At 73.1% G+C, this 15,919-nt stretch carries 16 protein-coding genes; 2 read left to right on the forward strand and 14 right to left on the reverse strand.

Going from position 1 to position 15,919, the window contains the following annotated elements:
* Nucleotides 1–120: 120 nt before the first annotated feature.
* The 3 genes from AC069K_RS32190 to AC069K_RS32200 all read right to left on the reverse strand — a co-directional run bounded on the left by AC069K_RS32190 (nt 121) and on the right by AC069K_RS32200 (nt 2,571).
* Nucleotides 121–597 carry a hypothetical protein gene (locus AC069K_RS32190; protein ID WP_478622106.1) on the reverse strand — a complete coding sequence of 159 codons (477 nt, stop codon included), beginning with the start codon at nt 595–597 and terminating at the stop codon, nt 121–123.
* Between the two features lie 661 nt (nt 598–1,258).
* Complete coding sequence (locus AC069K_RS32195) at nt 1,259–1,609, reverse strand: cytidine deaminase (protein WP_478622108.1); 351 nt, start codon at nt 1,607–1,609, stop codon at nt 1,259–1,261.
* Nucleotides 1,610–1,749: 140 nt separating this feature from the next.
* Entirely contained in the window at nt 1,750–2,571 is an 822-nt protein-coding gene (locus AC069K_RS32200) for a helix-turn-helix transcriptional regulator (protein ID WP_478622175.1), read from the reverse strand.
* 169 nt (nt 2,572–2,740) lie between these two features.
* Between AC069K_RS32200 and AC069K_RS32205 the strand changes: the two genes are divergently transcribed.
* Entirely contained in the window at nt 2,741–4,156 is a 1,416-nt protein-coding gene (locus AC069K_RS32205; protein WP_365108219.1) for an MFS transporter, read from the forward strand.
* 41 nt (nt 4,157–4,197) lie between these two features.
* On the opposite strand, the gene AC069K_RS32210 is transcribed toward AC069K_RS32205, so the two are convergent.
* The 6 genes from AC069K_RS32210 to AC069K_RS32235 all read right to left on the reverse strand — a co-directional run bounded on the left by AC069K_RS32210 (nt 4,198) and on the right by AC069K_RS32235 (nt 10,128).
* Nucleotides 4,198–4,551: an MmcQ/YjbR family DNA-binding protein gene (locus tag AC069K_RS32210; protein WP_365108222.1), complete on the reverse strand. Its 354-nt coding sequence runs from the start codon at nt 4,549–4,551 to the stop codon at nt 4,198–4,200.
* A complete protein-coding gene (locus tag AC069K_RS32215) occupies nt 4,548–5,840 on the reverse strand; it encodes a hemolysin family protein (RefSeq protein WP_365108225.1) in 1,293 nt (430 codons plus the stop codon). Before AC069K_RS32215 ends, AC069K_RS32210 begins: the two co-directional genes overlap by 4 nt.
* Nucleotides 5,837–6,334, reverse strand: a complete 498-nt coding sequence (gene ybeY / locus AC069K_RS32220; protein ID WP_358834462.1) for an rRNA maturation RNase YbeY — start codon at nt 6,332–6,334, stop codon at nt 5,837–5,839. Before ybeY ends, AC069K_RS32215 begins: the two co-directional genes overlap by 4 nt.
* Before the next feature lie 12 nt (nt 6,335–6,346).
* A complete protein-coding gene (locus tag AC069K_RS32225; RefSeq protein WP_365108227.1) occupies nt 6,347–7,363 on the reverse strand; it encodes a PhoH family protein in 1,017 nt (338 codons plus the stop codon).
* 225 nt (nt 7,364–7,588) lie between these two features.
* Nucleotides 7,589–8,716: a carbohydrate kinase family protein gene (locus AC069K_RS32230; RefSeq protein WP_478622111.1), complete on the reverse strand. Its 1,128-nt coding sequence runs from the start codon at nt 8,714–8,716 to the stop codon at nt 7,589–7,591.
* A 98-nt stretch (nt 8,717–8,814) separates the two neighbouring features.
* Nucleotides 8,815–10,128: a glucarate dehydratase family protein gene (locus AC069K_RS32235; protein WP_478622113.1), complete on the reverse strand. Its 1,314-nt coding sequence runs from the start codon at nt 10,126–10,128 to the stop codon at nt 8,815–8,817.
* A gap of 259 nt (nt 10,129–10,387) precedes the next feature.
* Between AC069K_RS32235 and AC069K_RS32240 the strand changes: the two genes are divergently transcribed.
* On the forward strand, nt 10,388–11,605 hold the full coding sequence (locus AC069K_RS32240) for an MFS transporter (RefSeq protein ID WP_478622114.1): 1,218 nt from the start codon (nt 10,388–10,390) through the stop codon (nt 11,603–11,605).
* A 447-nt stretch (nt 11,606–12,052) separates the two neighbouring features.
* On the opposite strand, the gene AC069K_RS32245 is transcribed toward AC069K_RS32240, so the two are convergent.
* The 5 genes from AC069K_RS32245 to AC069K_RS32265 form a co-directional block, all read right to left on the reverse strand.
* A complete protein-coding gene (locus AC069K_RS32245) occupies nt 12,053–13,054 on the reverse strand; it encodes an adenosine deaminase (protein ID WP_478622116.1) in 1,002 nt (333 codons plus the stop codon).
* A gap of 49 nt (nt 13,055–13,103) precedes the next feature.
* A complete protein-coding gene (locus tag AC069K_RS32250; RefSeq protein WP_478622118.1) occupies nt 13,104–14,015 on the reverse strand; it encodes a ribonuclease Z in 912 nt (303 codons plus the stop codon).
* A 23-nt stretch (nt 14,016–14,038) separates the two neighbouring features.
* Nucleotides 14,039–14,398, reverse strand: a complete 360-nt coding sequence (locus tag AC069K_RS32255) for a histidine triad nucleotide-binding protein (protein WP_358834477.1) — start codon at nt 14,396–14,398, stop codon at nt 14,039–14,041.
* 121 nt (nt 14,399–14,519) lie between these two features.
* On the reverse strand, nt 14,520–15,059 hold the full coding sequence (locus tag AC069K_RS32260) for a hypothetical protein (RefSeq protein ID WP_365108244.1): 540 nt from the start codon (nt 15,057–15,059) through the stop codon (nt 14,520–14,522).
* Nucleotides 15,060–15,164: 105 nt separating this feature from the next.
* Nucleotides 15,165–15,917, reverse strand: a complete 753-nt coding sequence (locus AC069K_RS32265) for a 16S rRNA (uracil(1498)-N(3))-methyltransferase (RefSeq protein WP_478622121.1) — start codon at nt 15,915–15,917, stop codon at nt 15,165–15,167.
* Between the last annotated feature and the right edge of the window lie 2 nt (nt 15,918–15,919).

Raw genomic sequence — 15,919 nt, forward strand, 5'->3', positions numbered from 1 at the left:
GGGAGGAAAAACCCCCCCCCCCCCCCCCCCCCCCCCCCCCCCCACACCCCACCCCCCCCCCCCCCCCCCCCCCCCCCCCCCGGTCCGGTGGGGCGTGGGGGGCTCGACGTGTGCCCGGGGTCAGCTGAAGACGAACGGTCCGGGCGCCTGGGCGGCGGTGGAGTTGCAGGTCACCGGGATCCCGAAGACCACCATCTTGACCGTGCCGGGGTGGGCGTTGGCGGAGAGGCCGGGCGAGACGGTCCCGCTGAGCGGGCCGACCGTGACCCCGCCGCCGGCCGCCATGGCGGGGTTGCGCTTCCCGCTGAAGACCAGCGTGCCGCCCCCGGCCTTGGCCATGGTCAGCGTGGTGGTGATGGTGTCCTTGCCCACGGCGAGCGGGGTGGTGATCTCGGCGGAGGTGAGGGTGACGGTGGCGGCCGTGCCGTTCTGGGTGGCCGTCAGCGTCGCCTCACCGCCGCCGTAGAAACCGCAGTCGTAGACCTCGGTGGCCGACCCCGGGGAGACGGCCGCGGCCGTCGGGGCCAGCACCAGCGCACCGGTGGCCAGGGCGCTCGCGGTGAGCGCCGTGAGCACCAGTGACCTCTTGCGTAACATCGGTTCCCCTTCCCGTACTTCCCGTACCGGGAGAGATGGCGGAGTGCCGCATGGAAGCGCATGTGCACAGCGCATGCGCGTGAAACCGTCCGCGGGCGGGGTGCGCACGCCACGCGGGAGGAGGGCGGCCGACGCGGCCCGGGGGCCGCGGCTCGCGCCCCCTGCCCGGCTGCCGTATCTGACGGTCCGTCGGATGAGCTGCTGTTCATTGATGCGCGGGGGGTGCCGGGGCGCAAGGGGGGTCGAGGGTTTCTCCGGCATCGACCGAAAACCACCACTCCCCCACACAACTTCCAGCCACCACCGCGAAGCCACTTTTACGCCCGGGATTCGCCTGCGGCCCGGCGGGGGCGCGTTGACGCCCGGGGTTCGCCTGCTGCCCGGTGGGGGCTGGCCGCGCAGTTCCCCGCGCCCCTAGGGGGGCCTTTACGCCTGCGGTTCGTCTGCGGCCCGGTGGGGGCTGGCCGCGCAGTTCCCCGCGCCCCTAGGGGGTTGCCGGCTGAGCAAAGCTTTTGGGAGACGGCCGTCTACCCAAGGGGCGCGGGGAACTGCGCGAGCAACCCACCACCACCCGCAGACGACCACCGGGCCAAACAGGGGCGCGGGGAACTGCGCGAGCAACCCACCACCACCCGCAGACGCCCCCCGGGCAAAACGCGGGTCAGCCCTCGACCCGGGCGCGCAGCTCCCCGTCCGGCCCCGCCACCAGCACCGGCGTCCCCGCCCCCCCGAGGTCGCGGACCGCGGCCCGGTCCTCCTCGGAGGCCGTCCCCGCCTCGGTCACCACCGCCGCCGCCTCCAGCGACGTCGCCCCGCTCGCCACGGCCATCGCGACCGCCGTGCGCAGCGCCGAGAGCTTGAGCGAGTCCAGCTCCACGGTCCCGGCGACGTAGGTACGCCCGGTCTCGTCCCGTACGGCCGCGCCCTCGGCCACCCCGTTGCGGGCCCGGGCGCTGCGCGCCAGCGTGATGATCTTGCGGTCCTCGGGGTCGAGTTCGGTGCTCAGAGTCATAGCGAGAGCATAAGGAACGGGCCCGGCCGGACCCACGCGCAACCCCCACCCCCGCACAGCCCGCACACCCCCGCAGGGCCGCACAGCCCCGCAGGACCGCAGAACCCCGCACAGCCCCCGCAGGACCCCCGCAGGACCGCTCAGCCCGCCACCGGATACATCGACCCCCGCCGCCCCTCCGGCGAGGCCAGCCACTCCAGCTTCGCGGCCGTGTCGGTCCCCGGCAGCGGGTTGTGCAGCACGATCGCCAGGTCCGGCCGGGCGGGCACCCGCAGTTGGGTGGACTCCACGAACAGCGTCCCCACCACCGGGTGCTGGAACTCCTTCTTGATCTGGCCGCCGGGCAGGATGTCCCGCTGCCCCCACAGCCGCGCGAACTCCTCCGACAGCCGCGACGCCTCCTCGACGACCTCCTGGAAGCCCTCGTCGCCCGGCCGCTCCGAGCAGGCCGCCCGGTACTGGGCGACCACCAGCGCGGCGATCTCCTCCCAGCCCTTGGCGCGGGAGCGGTAGACCGGGTCGGTGAAGAAGGCGACGAGGCAGTTCTGCACGATCTCCGGGCGCATCCCGAGCACCGTGGCGGCGGCGTCGTTGTACATCACCGTGTTCCAGTACGCGTCCATGATGTGCGCGGGGAACGGCATCCACGCGTCGATCAGCCGCTGAAGGCCCTGGCACATGTCGGCGTCGGCGGGATCCACCTCGGGCGCGGGCGGGTTGAGCCCGGCCAGCACGTACAGATGCCGCCGCTCGGCGCTGGTCAGCTTCAGGACGCGGCCCACGGAGTCCAGGACCTGCGGGGAGACCGTGATGTCCCTGCCCTGCTCCAGCCACTGGTACCAGGAGACCCCCACCCCCGCCAGCACCGCGACCTCCTCGCGGCGCAGGCCCGGGGTGCGGCGGCGGGCACCGCCGTCGGGCAGCCCGGCGGCGGCCGGGCTGATCCGGGCCCGCCGGTTCATCAGGAACTCGCGCAGTTCGGTGCGCCGCAGCGACTTGCCGATCGGCGTGGCCACGTCCGTACTCCCCCTCGTCGGCTGCTGGTCGGCACCCCGGCCGCTGCCTGGTGGTGCCGCCAACAGGATAAGTTCCCACTCTCCACGGCGGTCGGCGCGCGGCCAGGCTGTGGCCATGGCAATCGACACCCCCACCGCGCCGGCCACGCCGGCCACCGCGACGGACCCGCGGGACGCCCGGCTCTCCGGCCGCGCGAAGCTGGTCCTGTTCGTGCTCTGCGCCGCCCAGTTCATGGTGGCGCTCGACTTCTCCGTCCTGAACGTGGCGCTGCCCGTCCTCGGCGAGGACCTGGGTCTGAGCCGGTCCGCGCTCCAGTGGGCGGTCACCGCGTTCGCGCTGCCCTCCGGCGGCTTCCTGCTCCTGTTCGGCCGGATCGCCGACCTGTACGGCCGCAAGAAGCTGTTCCTCACCGGGCTCGCCCTCTTCGGCGCGGCCTCGCTGCTCGCCACCCTCGCCTGGGACCCGGCGTCGTTCCTGGCCGGCCGGGCCCTCCAAGGCCTGGGCGCGGCGGTGATCGTGCCGACCGGGATGTCGCTGCTGACCACGACCTTCCCCGAGGGCCCGCAGCGCGACCGGGCCCTGGGCATCAGCGGCACCCTCCTCTCGCTGGGCTTCACCGTGGGCATGGTGCTCGGCGGGGTCATGACGGACACGCTGGGCTGGCGCTCGACGATGGGCCTGCTCACGGTGGCCGCGCTGGTCGTCCTCGCCCTGGCGCCCGGTCTGCTGCCCGAATCCCGCACCCCCGACCGGCCCCGTCTCGACGTGCCCGGCGCGGTCACCGTCACCGGCGGTCTGCTCGCCCTGATCTACTCCCTGTCGACGGCGGCCCAGCGCGGCTTCGGCGGCGCGGACGTCTGGGGCACCCTGGTCGCCGGTCTGGCGCTGCTCGCCGCGTTCGTGGTCATCGAGTCGCGGGCGCAGGCCCCGCTGGTCTCCCTGCCGATGCTGAGGCGCCGCACGGTGGCGTGGGGCAACCTGGGCGGGCTGGTCACCTTCTCGATGATGTCGACCGTCGTCTTCGTCCTGACCCTCTACCTCCAGGAGGTCCTGGGCCTGTCGTCCTTCAGGACCGGTCTGGTCTTCGGCGTCCAGGGCGTCCTGTCGGCGGTCGCCGGCGGCTTCGCCGCCCGGGTCATCGGCCGCTTCGGCGCCCGCCGCACCCTGGTCCTCTCGCTGCTCGGCCAGGGCCTGTTCATCGCCCTGCTGCTGGCGGCGGGCCGCGAGTCGGGCGCGCTGCTCGCCACCGTCGCGGTCTCCCTGGCCAGCATGTGCCACCTGGGCGCGATCATCTCGTACGGAGTGACCGTCACCAGCGGGGTCCCCGACGAGGAGCAGGGCCTGGCGACGGGTCTGGTCACCACGACCCAGCAGGTCGGCATCACCATCGGCATCCCGCTGCTGGGCGTCCTGGCCACGACCGGGGACGACCTGTTCTCGGGGGTGCGGACGGTGCTGCTGGTGGACGCGGTGATCGTGGTCGCGGCGGCGGCCCTGGTGGCGGTCGGCCTTGGCCGCCGCCGGGCCTAGGGCCTCGGGGCCGGGCCTCAGGGTCCCAGCGGCTCAGGGCCTCACGGCCGGTCGAGCCGCAGCCGTTCGGCCTTCGGCAGTCCCGCGACCACCAGGTCGTACGAGTCCTCGATCAGCTCCCGCACCATCCGGTCCGGGAGCTGGTCGATGTCCACCGTGTTCCAGTGACGCTTGTTCATGTGCCAGCCCGGCACGATCGCCGGGTACTCCGCGCGCAGCCGCACCGCCTCGTCCGGGTCGCACTTGAGGTTGGCGGTGAGCGGGGTGCCGCCCAGATTGCTCAGGGCGAACATCTTGCCGAGGACCTTGAAGACGGAGGTCCCCGAGTCGAACGGGAACTCCTCGGTCGCGGCGTTGAACGCCAGGCAGAACTCCCTGAGCTCCTGAGGGGTCACGCCTCTTCCTCCTCCTTGACGGCCACCGGCTCCACCAGCACGGTCACGATCTTGTTCCGGCGGCCCGCGGGTGACTCGGCCGTCAGCCGCAGCGCCCGCCCGTCCGGCAGGTCGACGGTGGCCGTGGCGCCCGCGATGGGCACCCGGCCGAGCGCCTTGGCGAGCAGTCCGCCGACCGTCTCCACGTCCTCGTCGTCGAACGCGTCGAGCCCGAACAGCTCGCCCAGGTCGCCGATGTCGAGCCGTGCGGTGACCCGGAAGCAGCCGTCCGCCAGCTCCTCGACCGGCGGCAGCTCCCGGTCGTACTCGTCGGTGATCTCCCCGACGATCTCCTCCAGGATGTCCTCGATGGTGACGATCCCGGCCGTGCCGCCGTACTCGTCGATGACGACGGCGACGTGGCTGCGGTCCTGCTGCATCTCGCGCAGCAGGTCGCCCGCGTTCTTGGTGTCGGGGACGAAGGCGGCCGGGCGCATCGCGGTGGAGACCAGGTCGGCCTCCGAGTCCCGGTTGATGTGCGTCTTGCGGACCAGGTCCTTCAGATACACGATCCCGACGATGTCGTCCTCGTTCTCCCCGGTCACCGGGATGCGGGAGAAGCCCGAGCGCAGCGCCAGCGTGAGCGCCTGGCGGATGGTCTTGTAGCGCTCGATGCAGACGAGGTCGGTGCGCGGCACCATCACCTCGCGCACCAGCGTGTCGCCGAGCTCGAAGACCGAGTGCACCATCCGGCGCTCGTCGTCCTCGATGAGCGACTCCTGCTCGGCGAGGTCGACCATGGCCCGCAGCTCGGCCTCGGAGGCGAACGGGCCCTTGCGGAAGCCCTTTCCGGGCGTGAGCGCGTTGCCGAGGAGGATGAGGAGCTGCGGCACCGGGCCCATGATCCTGGCAAGCGGCAGCAGGACGTACGCGGCGGCCGTCGCCGTGTTGAGCGGGTGCTGGCGGCCGATGGTGCGCGGCGAGACGCCGACGGCGACGTAGGAGACGAGCACCATCACCGCGATGGCGACGACCAGCGCCGTCCAGGTCTCCCCGAAGTCCTCCAGGCAGACATAGGTGACCAGCACCCCGGCCGCCATCTCGCAGGCGACCCGGACGAGCAGGGCCACGTTGAGGTAGCGGGTGGGGTCGGCGGCCACCTGGGCGAGCTTCGCCGCGCCGCGCCGCCCCGACCGTACGGCCTCGTCCGCGCGGAACGAGGACGTACGGGCGATGCCGGCCTCCGCGCAGGCGGCCAGCCAGGCCACCACGACCAGCGCGACGGCGCCGAAGAGCAGCTGCCCGGTCATGAGACGGTCGGCGCCGGGGAGGGGCCGGTGTGGCCCTTCTCCGCCCGCCAGCCGTCCACGATGGCCGCCTGGAGACCGAACATCTCGGCCTTCTCGTCCGGCTCCTCGTGGTCGTACCCGAGCAGGTGGAGCACGCCGTGGACGGTCAGGAGCTGGAGCTCCTCGTCCATCGAGTGCCGGGTCGGCGCGTCCTCGCCCTGCTGCCTGGCGACCTCGGGGCAGAGCACGATGTCACCGAGGAGCCCCTGCGGGGGCTCCTCGTCGTCCTTCATCGGCGGACGCAGCTCGTCCATCGGGAAGGACATGACATCGGTCGGTCCCGGCAGGTCCATCCACTGGATGTGCAGCTGCTCCATGGCCTCGGCGTCCACGACGATCACCGAGAGCTCGGAGAGCGGGTGGATCCGCATCCGCGTGAGCGCGTAGCGGGCGATGTCGAGGATCGCCTGCTCGTCGACCTCGGTTCCGGACTCGTTGTTGACGTCGATCGACATGGTGCGCTCTGACTACTTCCCGTTGCGGTCCTGCTGGCTGTCGTACTTCTCGTACGCGTCGACGATACGGCCGACGAGCTTGTGCCGGACGACGTCCTGGGACGACAGCCGGGAGAAGTGGACGTCCTCGACCCCCTCCAGGATCTCCTGGACCTGGCGCAGACCGCTCTTCGTGCCGTTCGGCAGGTCGACCTGGGTGATGTCACCCGTGATGACGATCTTCGAGTCGAAGCCGAGACGGGTAAGGAACATCTTCATCTGCTCGGCGCTGGTGTTCTGCGCCTCGTCCAGGATGATGAACGCGTCGTTCAGCGTACGGCCGCGCATGTACGCCAGGGGGGCGACCTCGATCGTGCCGGCCGCCATCAGCCGGGGGATGGAGTCGGGGTCGAGCATGTCGTGCAGCGCGTCGTAGAGCGGGCGCAGATACGGGTCGATCTTCTCGTAGAGCGTGCCCGGCAGGAAGCCGAGGCGCTCGCCCGCCTCGACGGCGGGGCGGGTCAGGATGATCCGGGTGACCTGCTTGGACTGCAGGGCCTGGACCGCCTTGGCCATGGCGAGATAGGTCTTTCCGGTACCGGCGGGGCCGATGCCGAAGACGATCGTGTGCTTGTCGATCGCGTCGACGTACCGCTTCTGGTTGAGGGTCTTGGGGCGGATCGTGCGACCACGGCTGGAGAGGATGTTCTGGGTCAGGACATCGGCCGGGGTCTCGTGGCCGTCCTCCGCTCCGCCGTTCTCGCTCGCCCTGAGCATGGCGATCGAGCGTTCCACTGCGTCCTCCGTCATCGGCTGACCGGTGCGGAGCACCAGCATCATCTGGTCGAACAGGCGTTGGATGAGCGCGACTTCCGCCGGGGCCCCCGTGGCACTGATCTCATTGCCCCGGACATGGATGTCGGCCGCCGGGAAGGCCTTCTCGATCACGCGCAGCAGCGAGTCCCGGGATCCGAGCAGCATCACCATCGGGTGCTTGGCAGGGACCTCGATCTGGGCACTCGCCTGCGGCTGTGTGGGTGTCTGAGTCATGGGCCGGCTCTGTGGCCTGCACATACCTCCTGTTGCAGGGTTCTCGCTGCTCGACAACCTCTGGACTACCCAGCGTACGACCTGGCACTGACAGCGCCGAGGGGTTTTCGCACCGGGAAGCACCGGGAAGCGCCGGGAAGCGCCGGGACGCCCGCTGCCGTCTCCGGCCCGCGGACCGTGCGCGACCGGACCGCCACGGCCCGTCATGGTTCGCGGACGAACCGCTCACGCCGGGCGGCGGAAGCCGATCGTCGGTACGGCCCGGCGCAGGGGCCACGGCCGGGCCGCCCCCGGCAGCAGTCCCTCCAGGAACTCGTACCGGCGCAGGGCCGCGGGGTCCTGCCCCGACCGGGTGCGCACGGCCTGCCACCACGCCGCGATCTCCGCCCACCCCGGCGCCGAGAGCGAGCCCCCGAACTCCTGGACGGACAGGGCGGCCGTCAGGCCCGCGAAGGCGAGCCGGTCCGCGAGCGGCCACCCGGCGAGCGTCCCGGTGACGAACCCGGCCACGAAGACGTCGCCCGCGCCCGTCGGGTCGAGCGCCTCCACCGCGATCGCGGGGACCTCGGCGGTCTCCCCGGTCGAGCCGTCCACCGCGTACGCGCCCTCCGCGCCCAGGGTGACCACCGCGACCGGCACCTTCTCGGCCAGGGCGCGGGCCGCCGCGCGCGGGCAGTCGGTGCGGGTGTAGCGCATGGCCTCGCCCGCGTTGGGCAGGAACGCCTCGCAGTGCTCGAGGCCGGTCAGCCCCGCCAGGTCCCAGTGCCCGGTGTCGTCCCAGCCGACGTCGGCGAAGATCCGCGAGCCGTGCCGGGCGGCGTCGGCGATCCACTCCTCGGTGCGGCCGGGCACCAGGGAGGCGATCGCGGCACGCGCGCGTGGCGGCGCGGCCGGGGCGGACTCCTCCGGGGGCGCCTCGTGGCCGTGCGAGACCATGGTCCGCTCGCCCTCGTACGCCATGGAGACGGTGACCGGCGAGTGCCAGCCGGGCACGGTCCGCGACAGCGACAGATCGATGCCCTCGCCCTGCTCCAGGGCGTCCCAGCAGTACTCGCCGTAGTGGTCGTCGCCGAAGGCCGCAGCGAGCGAGGTGTGCAGGCCGAGGCGGGCGAGCGCGATGGCCATGTTGGCGACGCCACCGGGGCTGGAGCCCATGCCGCGCGCCCACGACTCGGTGCCGCGCACCGGGGCGGAGTCCAGGCCGGTGAAGATGATGTCGAGGAAGACCGTGCCGGTCAGGAAGACGTCGCACTCCGGGTCCCGCGGCCGGCGCACCTTGCCCAGCGGGTCGACGCCCGCGGTGTGCCCCCACCGGTCTGCGCGGTCCTGCTGCTCTCTGCTGGATGTGGTCACGGCGGACTCCCCGTTCGCGTACGGATGGGGCCAGTGTGCCCGATCCGTACGCGCCGGGAGCCGTCGCCGGGGGGCTGGGGCGCGGCGGGTGACCGCGTCTACCAGCGCGGCAGCGTCGGCGCGCGCCACCGCTCGTGCCCGGGGGCCCGGCGCATGGCGGCCGCGTCGTCGCGGTCGCGGAAGGTGCCGTCGTCGGCCAGCCAGCGGCGGTGGAGCCGGTCGAGGGCGTCCCGGTCGAGGGTGACGCCGAGCCCGGGAGTGTCGGAGACGGTCAGGCGCCCGTCCCGGAAGACGTGGCGGTCCACGACGACGTCCTCGCTCTGCCAGGGGTAGTGGCTGTCGCACGCGTAGTCGAGGTTGGGCACGGTCGCGGCGACGTGGGTCATGGCGGCGAGGCTGATGCCCAGGTGCGTGTTGGAGTGCATGGACAGGCCCACGCCGAAGGTGCGGCAGATCGCGGCCAGTTCCCGGGTGTTGCGCAGCCCGCCCCAGTAGTGGTGGTCGCTGAGGACGACCTGCACGGCGTCGGCCAGGAACGCCTCGCGGATCTCGGGGAACGTGGTCACGCACATGTTGGTGGCGAGCGGCACGGAGGTGCCGGCGGCGACCTCCGCCATCGCGCGCGTGCCGGACGCCGGGTCCTCCAGGTACTCCAGTACGTCCGCGAGTTCGGCGGCGACGCGGAGCGAAGTGGCCGTGCTCCAGCCGCCGTTCGGATCGAGCCGCAGCGGGCGCCCCGGGAAGGCCTCGGCGAGCGCCCGGATCGCGGCGCTCTCCTGTTCGGGCGGGAAGACACCGCCCTTCAGCTTGAAGGAGCCGAAGCCGTACGCGCGCACGAAGCGCCTGGCCTGCGCCATGATCCCCTCGGGGTCGAGCGCCGCGCCCCAGTCGTCCTTCTCGCCCGCCCCGCCCGGGTGTTCGGCCCACCGGTAGAAGAGGTACGCGCTGTACTCCACGCTGTCGCGGACCTTGCCGCCGAGGAGGCTGTGCACGGGCACGCCGAGCGTTCTGCCGAGCGCGTCGAGGCAGGCGACCTCGAAGGCGGAGACGACGGAGAGCCTCAGCTTGTCGGCGCTCTGCACACCGCGCAGCCCGCCGACGTCCACGCGGTGGTCGACGCGGGCGGCGTCCACGGGCAGCTCGTTCATCAGCGTGAACAGCCCGTTGAGATCCGCGAGTGCGTGCCGGGCGGCGACCAGGGCGTCGGCGTACGGCCGGGCCAGCTCCAGGTACTTGGTGTCGCCGTAGGTCTCGCCGACGCCGGTGACGCCGGAGTCGGTGACGACTTCGACGACGAGGCGGGGGGTGTACGGCTGGTGGACGCCCTGGACGTTGAGGAGCGGGGGGTCGGCCACGAGGACGGGGGTGAGCCGGACATCGACGAGACGGATCGACTGCAGCGGTACATCCATGGGAATGAAGACTAGATATGTGAACAGTGAGGGTCAAGGAGAAGCCCACCGGACGGCGCACGCGGGCAGCGCGTCTACCCACCCCCTCACCTCCGGAAACAGACAAGTGACCTAGATCACCAAGGGCCGGCTTTCACGGGCTCGGGTGGCTTGATACAAATTGGGCCGCGTTCCCGTACGTGACAACACCGGGCGCATCCCCCCTCTTTGCCTGTCTCCCCACCTTCTGCCCGTTCGGGCACCGCTCCTGGGAACGCCCATGTCCGCACGCCCTCGTGCCGCCTGGCCGCTGGTCGCCGTCTTCACGGCCGGCTATCTGGCCGCGTATCTGCTCCCCACCGTCGTCGGCCGCCTCTCCTCGGGCCTCGGACTGCCGCCCACCCGGGCCGGACTCGTCGGCTCCGTCCTGCTGTTGAGCTCCGCGTCGGCGGGCTTCGCGCTGGCGGCGCGCGTGGAGCGGTACGGGGAGCGACGGCTCGCCCGGCTGGGCCTGCTGCTCGCACTGGCGGGTTACGGCGCCGCCGCGTCGACCTCGCTGCTGCCGCTGGTGGTGGCGGGGGCGGTGGTCGGCGGCTTCGGGTCCGGTACGGCGACGGCGGTGGCGGCGTCCGGGATGGCCGCGCGCCCGGACCCGCACCGGCTGACCACACTGGGACTGCTGTCGGTCTCGGCGACGGCCGGGGCGCTGTATCTGACGCTCCCGCACCTCGGGGGCGGCCACGGGCTGCCGTTCGCGGCGATCGCGGGGGTGGCGGCGCTGGTGTGGCCCGCGACGAGCCGCCTGCCGGGCCCGGCCGCCGCCGCGCATCCCGTGGGCGCCGCGCCGTCCTCGCTCCTGCCGCACCGCCGGACCGGGGCGGTGCTGGCGGCGGCGATGCTGTGCTGGTCCCTGGCGCAGAACGCGCTGTGGGGCGTGAGCGGGCGCATCGGCCTGACCCAGGCGGGGCTGACCGAGGTGACGGTGGGCGCGGTGTTCGCGGTCGCGCTGCTCGCGGGCCTGCTCGGGGTGACGGGCGCGGGGGCGCTGGGCGCGCGGCTGGGGCGGGCGGTGCCGATCGGGGGCGGGACGGTGGTGATCGCGGGGTGCGTGCTGGTGAGCGCGTCGGCGCGGGGCCTGGTGTCCTTCGCGTCCGGCGAGATCCTGTGGAACGTCTTCTACCCGGTGGTGCTCTCGTACTTGATCGCCCTGGCGGCGTCCCTGGACCCGCGCGGCCGCTGGGCGGTCCTGGCGGGCTCGGCGTCGTCGCTCGGGGTGGCGTGCGGGCCGCTGACGGGGAGCGTGCTGTCGGCGTGGGTGGGGTTCGGGGGGATGGGGGTGGTGCTGGGGGCGCTCCTGCTCGTGGTGGCCGCCCCCCTGACACTCCTGGCCCGCCCCGGCCGGCGCCCGTCCCCGGCGGGACAGCAGCAGCCTGCGGCACAGCCGGTGGGGCAACTGGTGGGGCAGCCGGTGGGAGGGGAGTTCGGGCTGTCGGTGTGAGCGCGCCTGCGGGCGGGCGGGGTACCTGACCGCGCAGTTCCCCGCGCCCCTAATCGGCCCGGGATTCGTCTGCCGCTAGGTGGAGGGCTGATCGCGCAGTTCCCCGCGCCCCTGGGTAGTCCGGCTCGCCCGGCATCCGGAGGCCCCGGGGCCGGGGCTGGGTAGTACGGCTCGCTCGGCACCTGGAGGCCCGGGACAGGGGCGCAGCCCCGTCCCTTAAGGGGCGCGGGGAACTGCGCGGCCAGCCCCCACCGGCCCGCAGATCACCACCGCCGGGGGACAGGGGCGCAGCCCCGTCCCCTCAAGGGGCGCGGGGAACTGCGCGGCCAGCCCCCACCGGGCCCGCGGATCACCAGGACCGTAGGGGCGCGGGGAACTGCGCGACAGAGCCTCCACCCACCCGCACCTCACCACGGCCGCAGGCCGCCCCCCCAGCCCCCGGAGGGTTTAGGGAAGGGGCGGGGTGGGGAACTCGTACGCCTCGACCTCCGCCAGATACCTCTCCCGCTCCCCCTCCCCCAAAAACGCCGCCAGGAACGAATTCCGCGCCAGCCCCCGCAGATCCCCCTCCGACAGCCCCAACGCCGCCCCCACCGCGTCGAAGTTGTCCCCGGCGTACCCCCCGAAGTACGCCGGATCATCGGAGTTCACCGTGCACACCAGCCCCGCGTCCATCATCCGCCGCAACGGATGCTCGGTGAGCGAGGACACCGCCCGCAGCCGCACGTTCGAGAGCGGGCACAGCGTCAGCGGGATCCGGTCGCGGACCAGGCGAGCCACCAGCTCCGGGTCCTCCAGAGCCCGCAGCCCGTGGTCCACCCGCTCCACGCCCAGGACGTCGAGCGCCTCGGTGATGTAGGACGGCGGCCCCTCCTCCCCCGCGTGCGCCACCTTCCGCAGCCCCAGCGCGTCCGCCATCGCGTACACCTCGCGGAACTTCGCCGGCGGATGCCCGACCTCCGCCGAGTCGAGGCCGACGCCCGTGATCCGGTGCAGATGCGGCCGCGCCGCCTCCAGCGTCTCCAGGGCCGACTCCGCCGACCGGTCGCGCAGGAAGCAGAGGATCAGCCGGGTCGTGACGCCGTGGCGGGCCTCGCTGCGGTCCAGGGCCCGGCCGAGCCCCTCGACCACGGTCCCGATCGGCACCCCTCGTGACGTGTGCGCCTGCGGGTCGAAGAAGATCTCCGCGTGCCGCACCCCCTGCGCCGCCGCACGCGCCAGATACGCCTCCGCCAGCGCCTCGAAGTCGTCCTCCGTACGCAGCACCGCCATCAGCGCGTAGTACAGGTCGAGGAAGGACTGGAGGTCGTCGAAGAGGTACGCCTTGCGCAGCTCCTCGGTGTCGGCGTACGGCAGCCGCACGCCGTTGCGCGCGGCCAGTTCGAAGGCGAGCTCGGGTTCGAGGGTGCCTTCGATGTGGAGGTGGAGTTCGGCCTTGGGGAGGGGCATGGAGGTACTTCCTGGAAAAGGTGGCCGGACGGCCAGATCGTGAACGTGGTTACGGCGTACGTTTCGGCAGCGGCACCCGCGTCAGGTCAGCCGCGATCGTCAGCTCCCCCGCGAAACCGGCCCCCCGCGCCTGGCGCGCGAAGTCCGCCGGGTCCGCGTACCGCTGCGAGAAGTGCGTGAGGACGAGGTGGCCCACCCCGGCGTCCCGGGCCACCCCGGCCGCCTGACCCACCGTCAGATGCCCGTGGTCCTCGGCGAGCCGCACGTCCTCGTCCAGGAACGTCGACTCGATGACCAGCATGTCGCAGCCCTCGGCCAGCGCGGGCACCGACGCGCAGAGCCGGGTGTCCATGACGAAGGCGAACCGCTGGCCGCGCCGCACCTCGCTGACGTCGGCGAGCGTCACCCCGCCCAGTACGCCCTCGCGCTGGAGGCGGCCCACGTCCGGCCCGGCGATGCCGTGCTCGGCCAGGAGCGCGGGCAGCATCCGGCGCCGGTCCGGCTCGGTGAGCCGGTAGCCGTAGGACTCGACCGGGTGCGAGAGCCGGCGCGCTTCGAGCGTGTACGCGTCGGTCTCCGCCAGCACCGCGCCCTCGCCCTCGACCGGGACCTGCGCCAGCTCGACCGTCTCGCGGTAGGCCGTCGCGTACCGCAGCCGGTCGAAGAAGTGCCGGCCGCTCGCCGGGTAGTGCGCGGTGACCGGGTGCGGCACCCGGTCGAGGTTGATCCGCTGGATCACCCCGGCGAGCCCGAGCGAGTGGTCGCCGTGGAAGTGCGTGACGCAGATCCGGTCGATGTCGTGCGCGGCCACGCCGGCCCGCAGCATCTGCCGCTGGGTGCCCTCGCCGGGGTCGAAGAGGATGCCCCGGCCGTCCCAGCGCAGCAGATAGCCGTTGTGGTTGCGGTGCCGGGTCGGGACCTGGCTGGCGGTGCCGAGCACCACCAGTTCACGTACGGACAAGAGGGGTTACCGGTCCCGTCCCGCTATCCGGGCGGCCACTGGAGGCCGCGGCCGCCCAGCACATGGGCGTGCGCGTGGAAGACGGTCTGGCCCGCGCCGCTGCCGGTGTTGAAGACGATCCGGTACCCACTGCCGTCGATCTTCTCGGCGGCGGCGATCTCCCCGGCCTCGCGCAGCAGGTCGGCGGCGACCGCCGGCTCGGCGGCGGCCAGGGAGGCCGCGTCGGGGTGATGGGCGCGGGGGATGACCAGGACGTGCGTGGGCGCCTGGGGGTTGATGTCGCGGAACGCCACGACGGTCTCGGTCTCCCGGACGACGGTCGCCGGGACGTCCCCCGAGACGATCTTGCAGAACAGGCAGTCCGCCTGCGGCTCTCCGGCCACGGTCCTGAGCTCCTCGGTCACGGTGGGAACGGGGGGATACGGGTGGGAACGATCGATCGGTCAGCAGCATGCTACTGACGTCTGCCCACCGGACCCCACGCGCCCCGGCCCCGCCCGGCCCTCACTTGCCCTGGAACGTCTCCGTCACGGTCACCGTGACCGTCACCGTCGGCCGGCCGCCCGGCTTGCCGGGCCTGCCCGGGGGCCTGGGGGTGCTCCGGCTCGGCGGCGGCGCGTTGCAGTCGCCCAGGACGCTCGCGTGGAAGACCGTGCGGTCCGCGACCTTCGCCGTCAGATCGCCCCGGACGCAGCGGTCCTCGCGCTCCTCCGTCACCTTGCCGGTGACGCTGATCTTCTTGTTGTCGTCGGTGCGGCCCCGGCAGTCGACCGTGGCGACCGTCCGGGTCGAGGCGGCCGACGGCGTACGGGTCGACGAGCCACCGTCGACCTTCGCGGTGCAGGTCAGATACCGCACCGTGAAGCCGTCGTGCTCCAGCTTGCTCGTCGCGACCTTGTCGGTGGTCACCGAGACGGTGACCGAGCTCATGCCGCCGACCGGATCGCAGGCCGCGGCTCCGGCCGCCGCCCCGGCGACCAGGCCGAGCGCGGCGAACGCGCGCCGGTGGCGCAGCGGCCACGTGACGTATCTCCTTGCCCCCATACGCGCCAGCGTCCCACCCCGGCGCCGGACGCGGTAGACGGCTTTACGACGTCGGCCGGACGCACGGGCGGACGCCGGCGGGAGGTCAGCCGCGCGCCGGCGGCGTCACGACCAGCGGCCGGTGCGCCCCATCAGCAGAGCCGCCGCCGCCGTGCCCGCCGTGGAGGTGCGCAGCACGCTCGGGCCGAGCACGTACGGCCGGGCGCCGGCCTGCGCGAAGGCCGCCAACTCCTCGGGCGACACGCCCCCTTCGGGGCCCACCACCAGGACGATCTCCCCGCTCCCGGGCAGCTCGGCCGTGGCCAGCGGCTCGCTCGGGACGTCGCTGCCCTCGTGCAGCACGGCGGCGAAATCAGCCGTGGCCAAAAACGCGACAACCTGCTTGGTCGTCATCGCGTCCCGTACCTCCGGGAACCGCACCCGGCGCGACTGCTTGCCCGACTCACGGGCCGTGGCGCGCCACTTGGCGAGGGACTTGGCGCCCCGGTCGCCCTTCCACTGCGTGATGCAGCGCGAGGCCTGCCAGGGCACCACGGCGTCGACGCCCACCTCGGTCATCGTCTCGACCGCGACCTCGCCCCGGTCGCCCTTGGGCAGCGCCTGGACGACGGTGATGCGCGGCTGCGGCTGCGGCTCGTCCCTCAGCGAGTCCAGCTGGACGACGAGCCGGTCCTTGCCCTCGGTGGCCAGGACCACGCAGTCCGCCCAGGTGCCGCGGCCGTCGGTGAGGACGACGTCCTCACCGGGTGCGAGCCGCTTCACGGAGACGGCGTGCCGTCCCTCGGGGCCGTCCAGGACGTACCGGCCGCCCGGCCCGGACGCGGGGAAACGCTCGACGACGAAGACCGGGGCGGTCATGA

It is taken from the genome of Streptomyces sp. NPDC043908 (assembly GCF_056435525.1).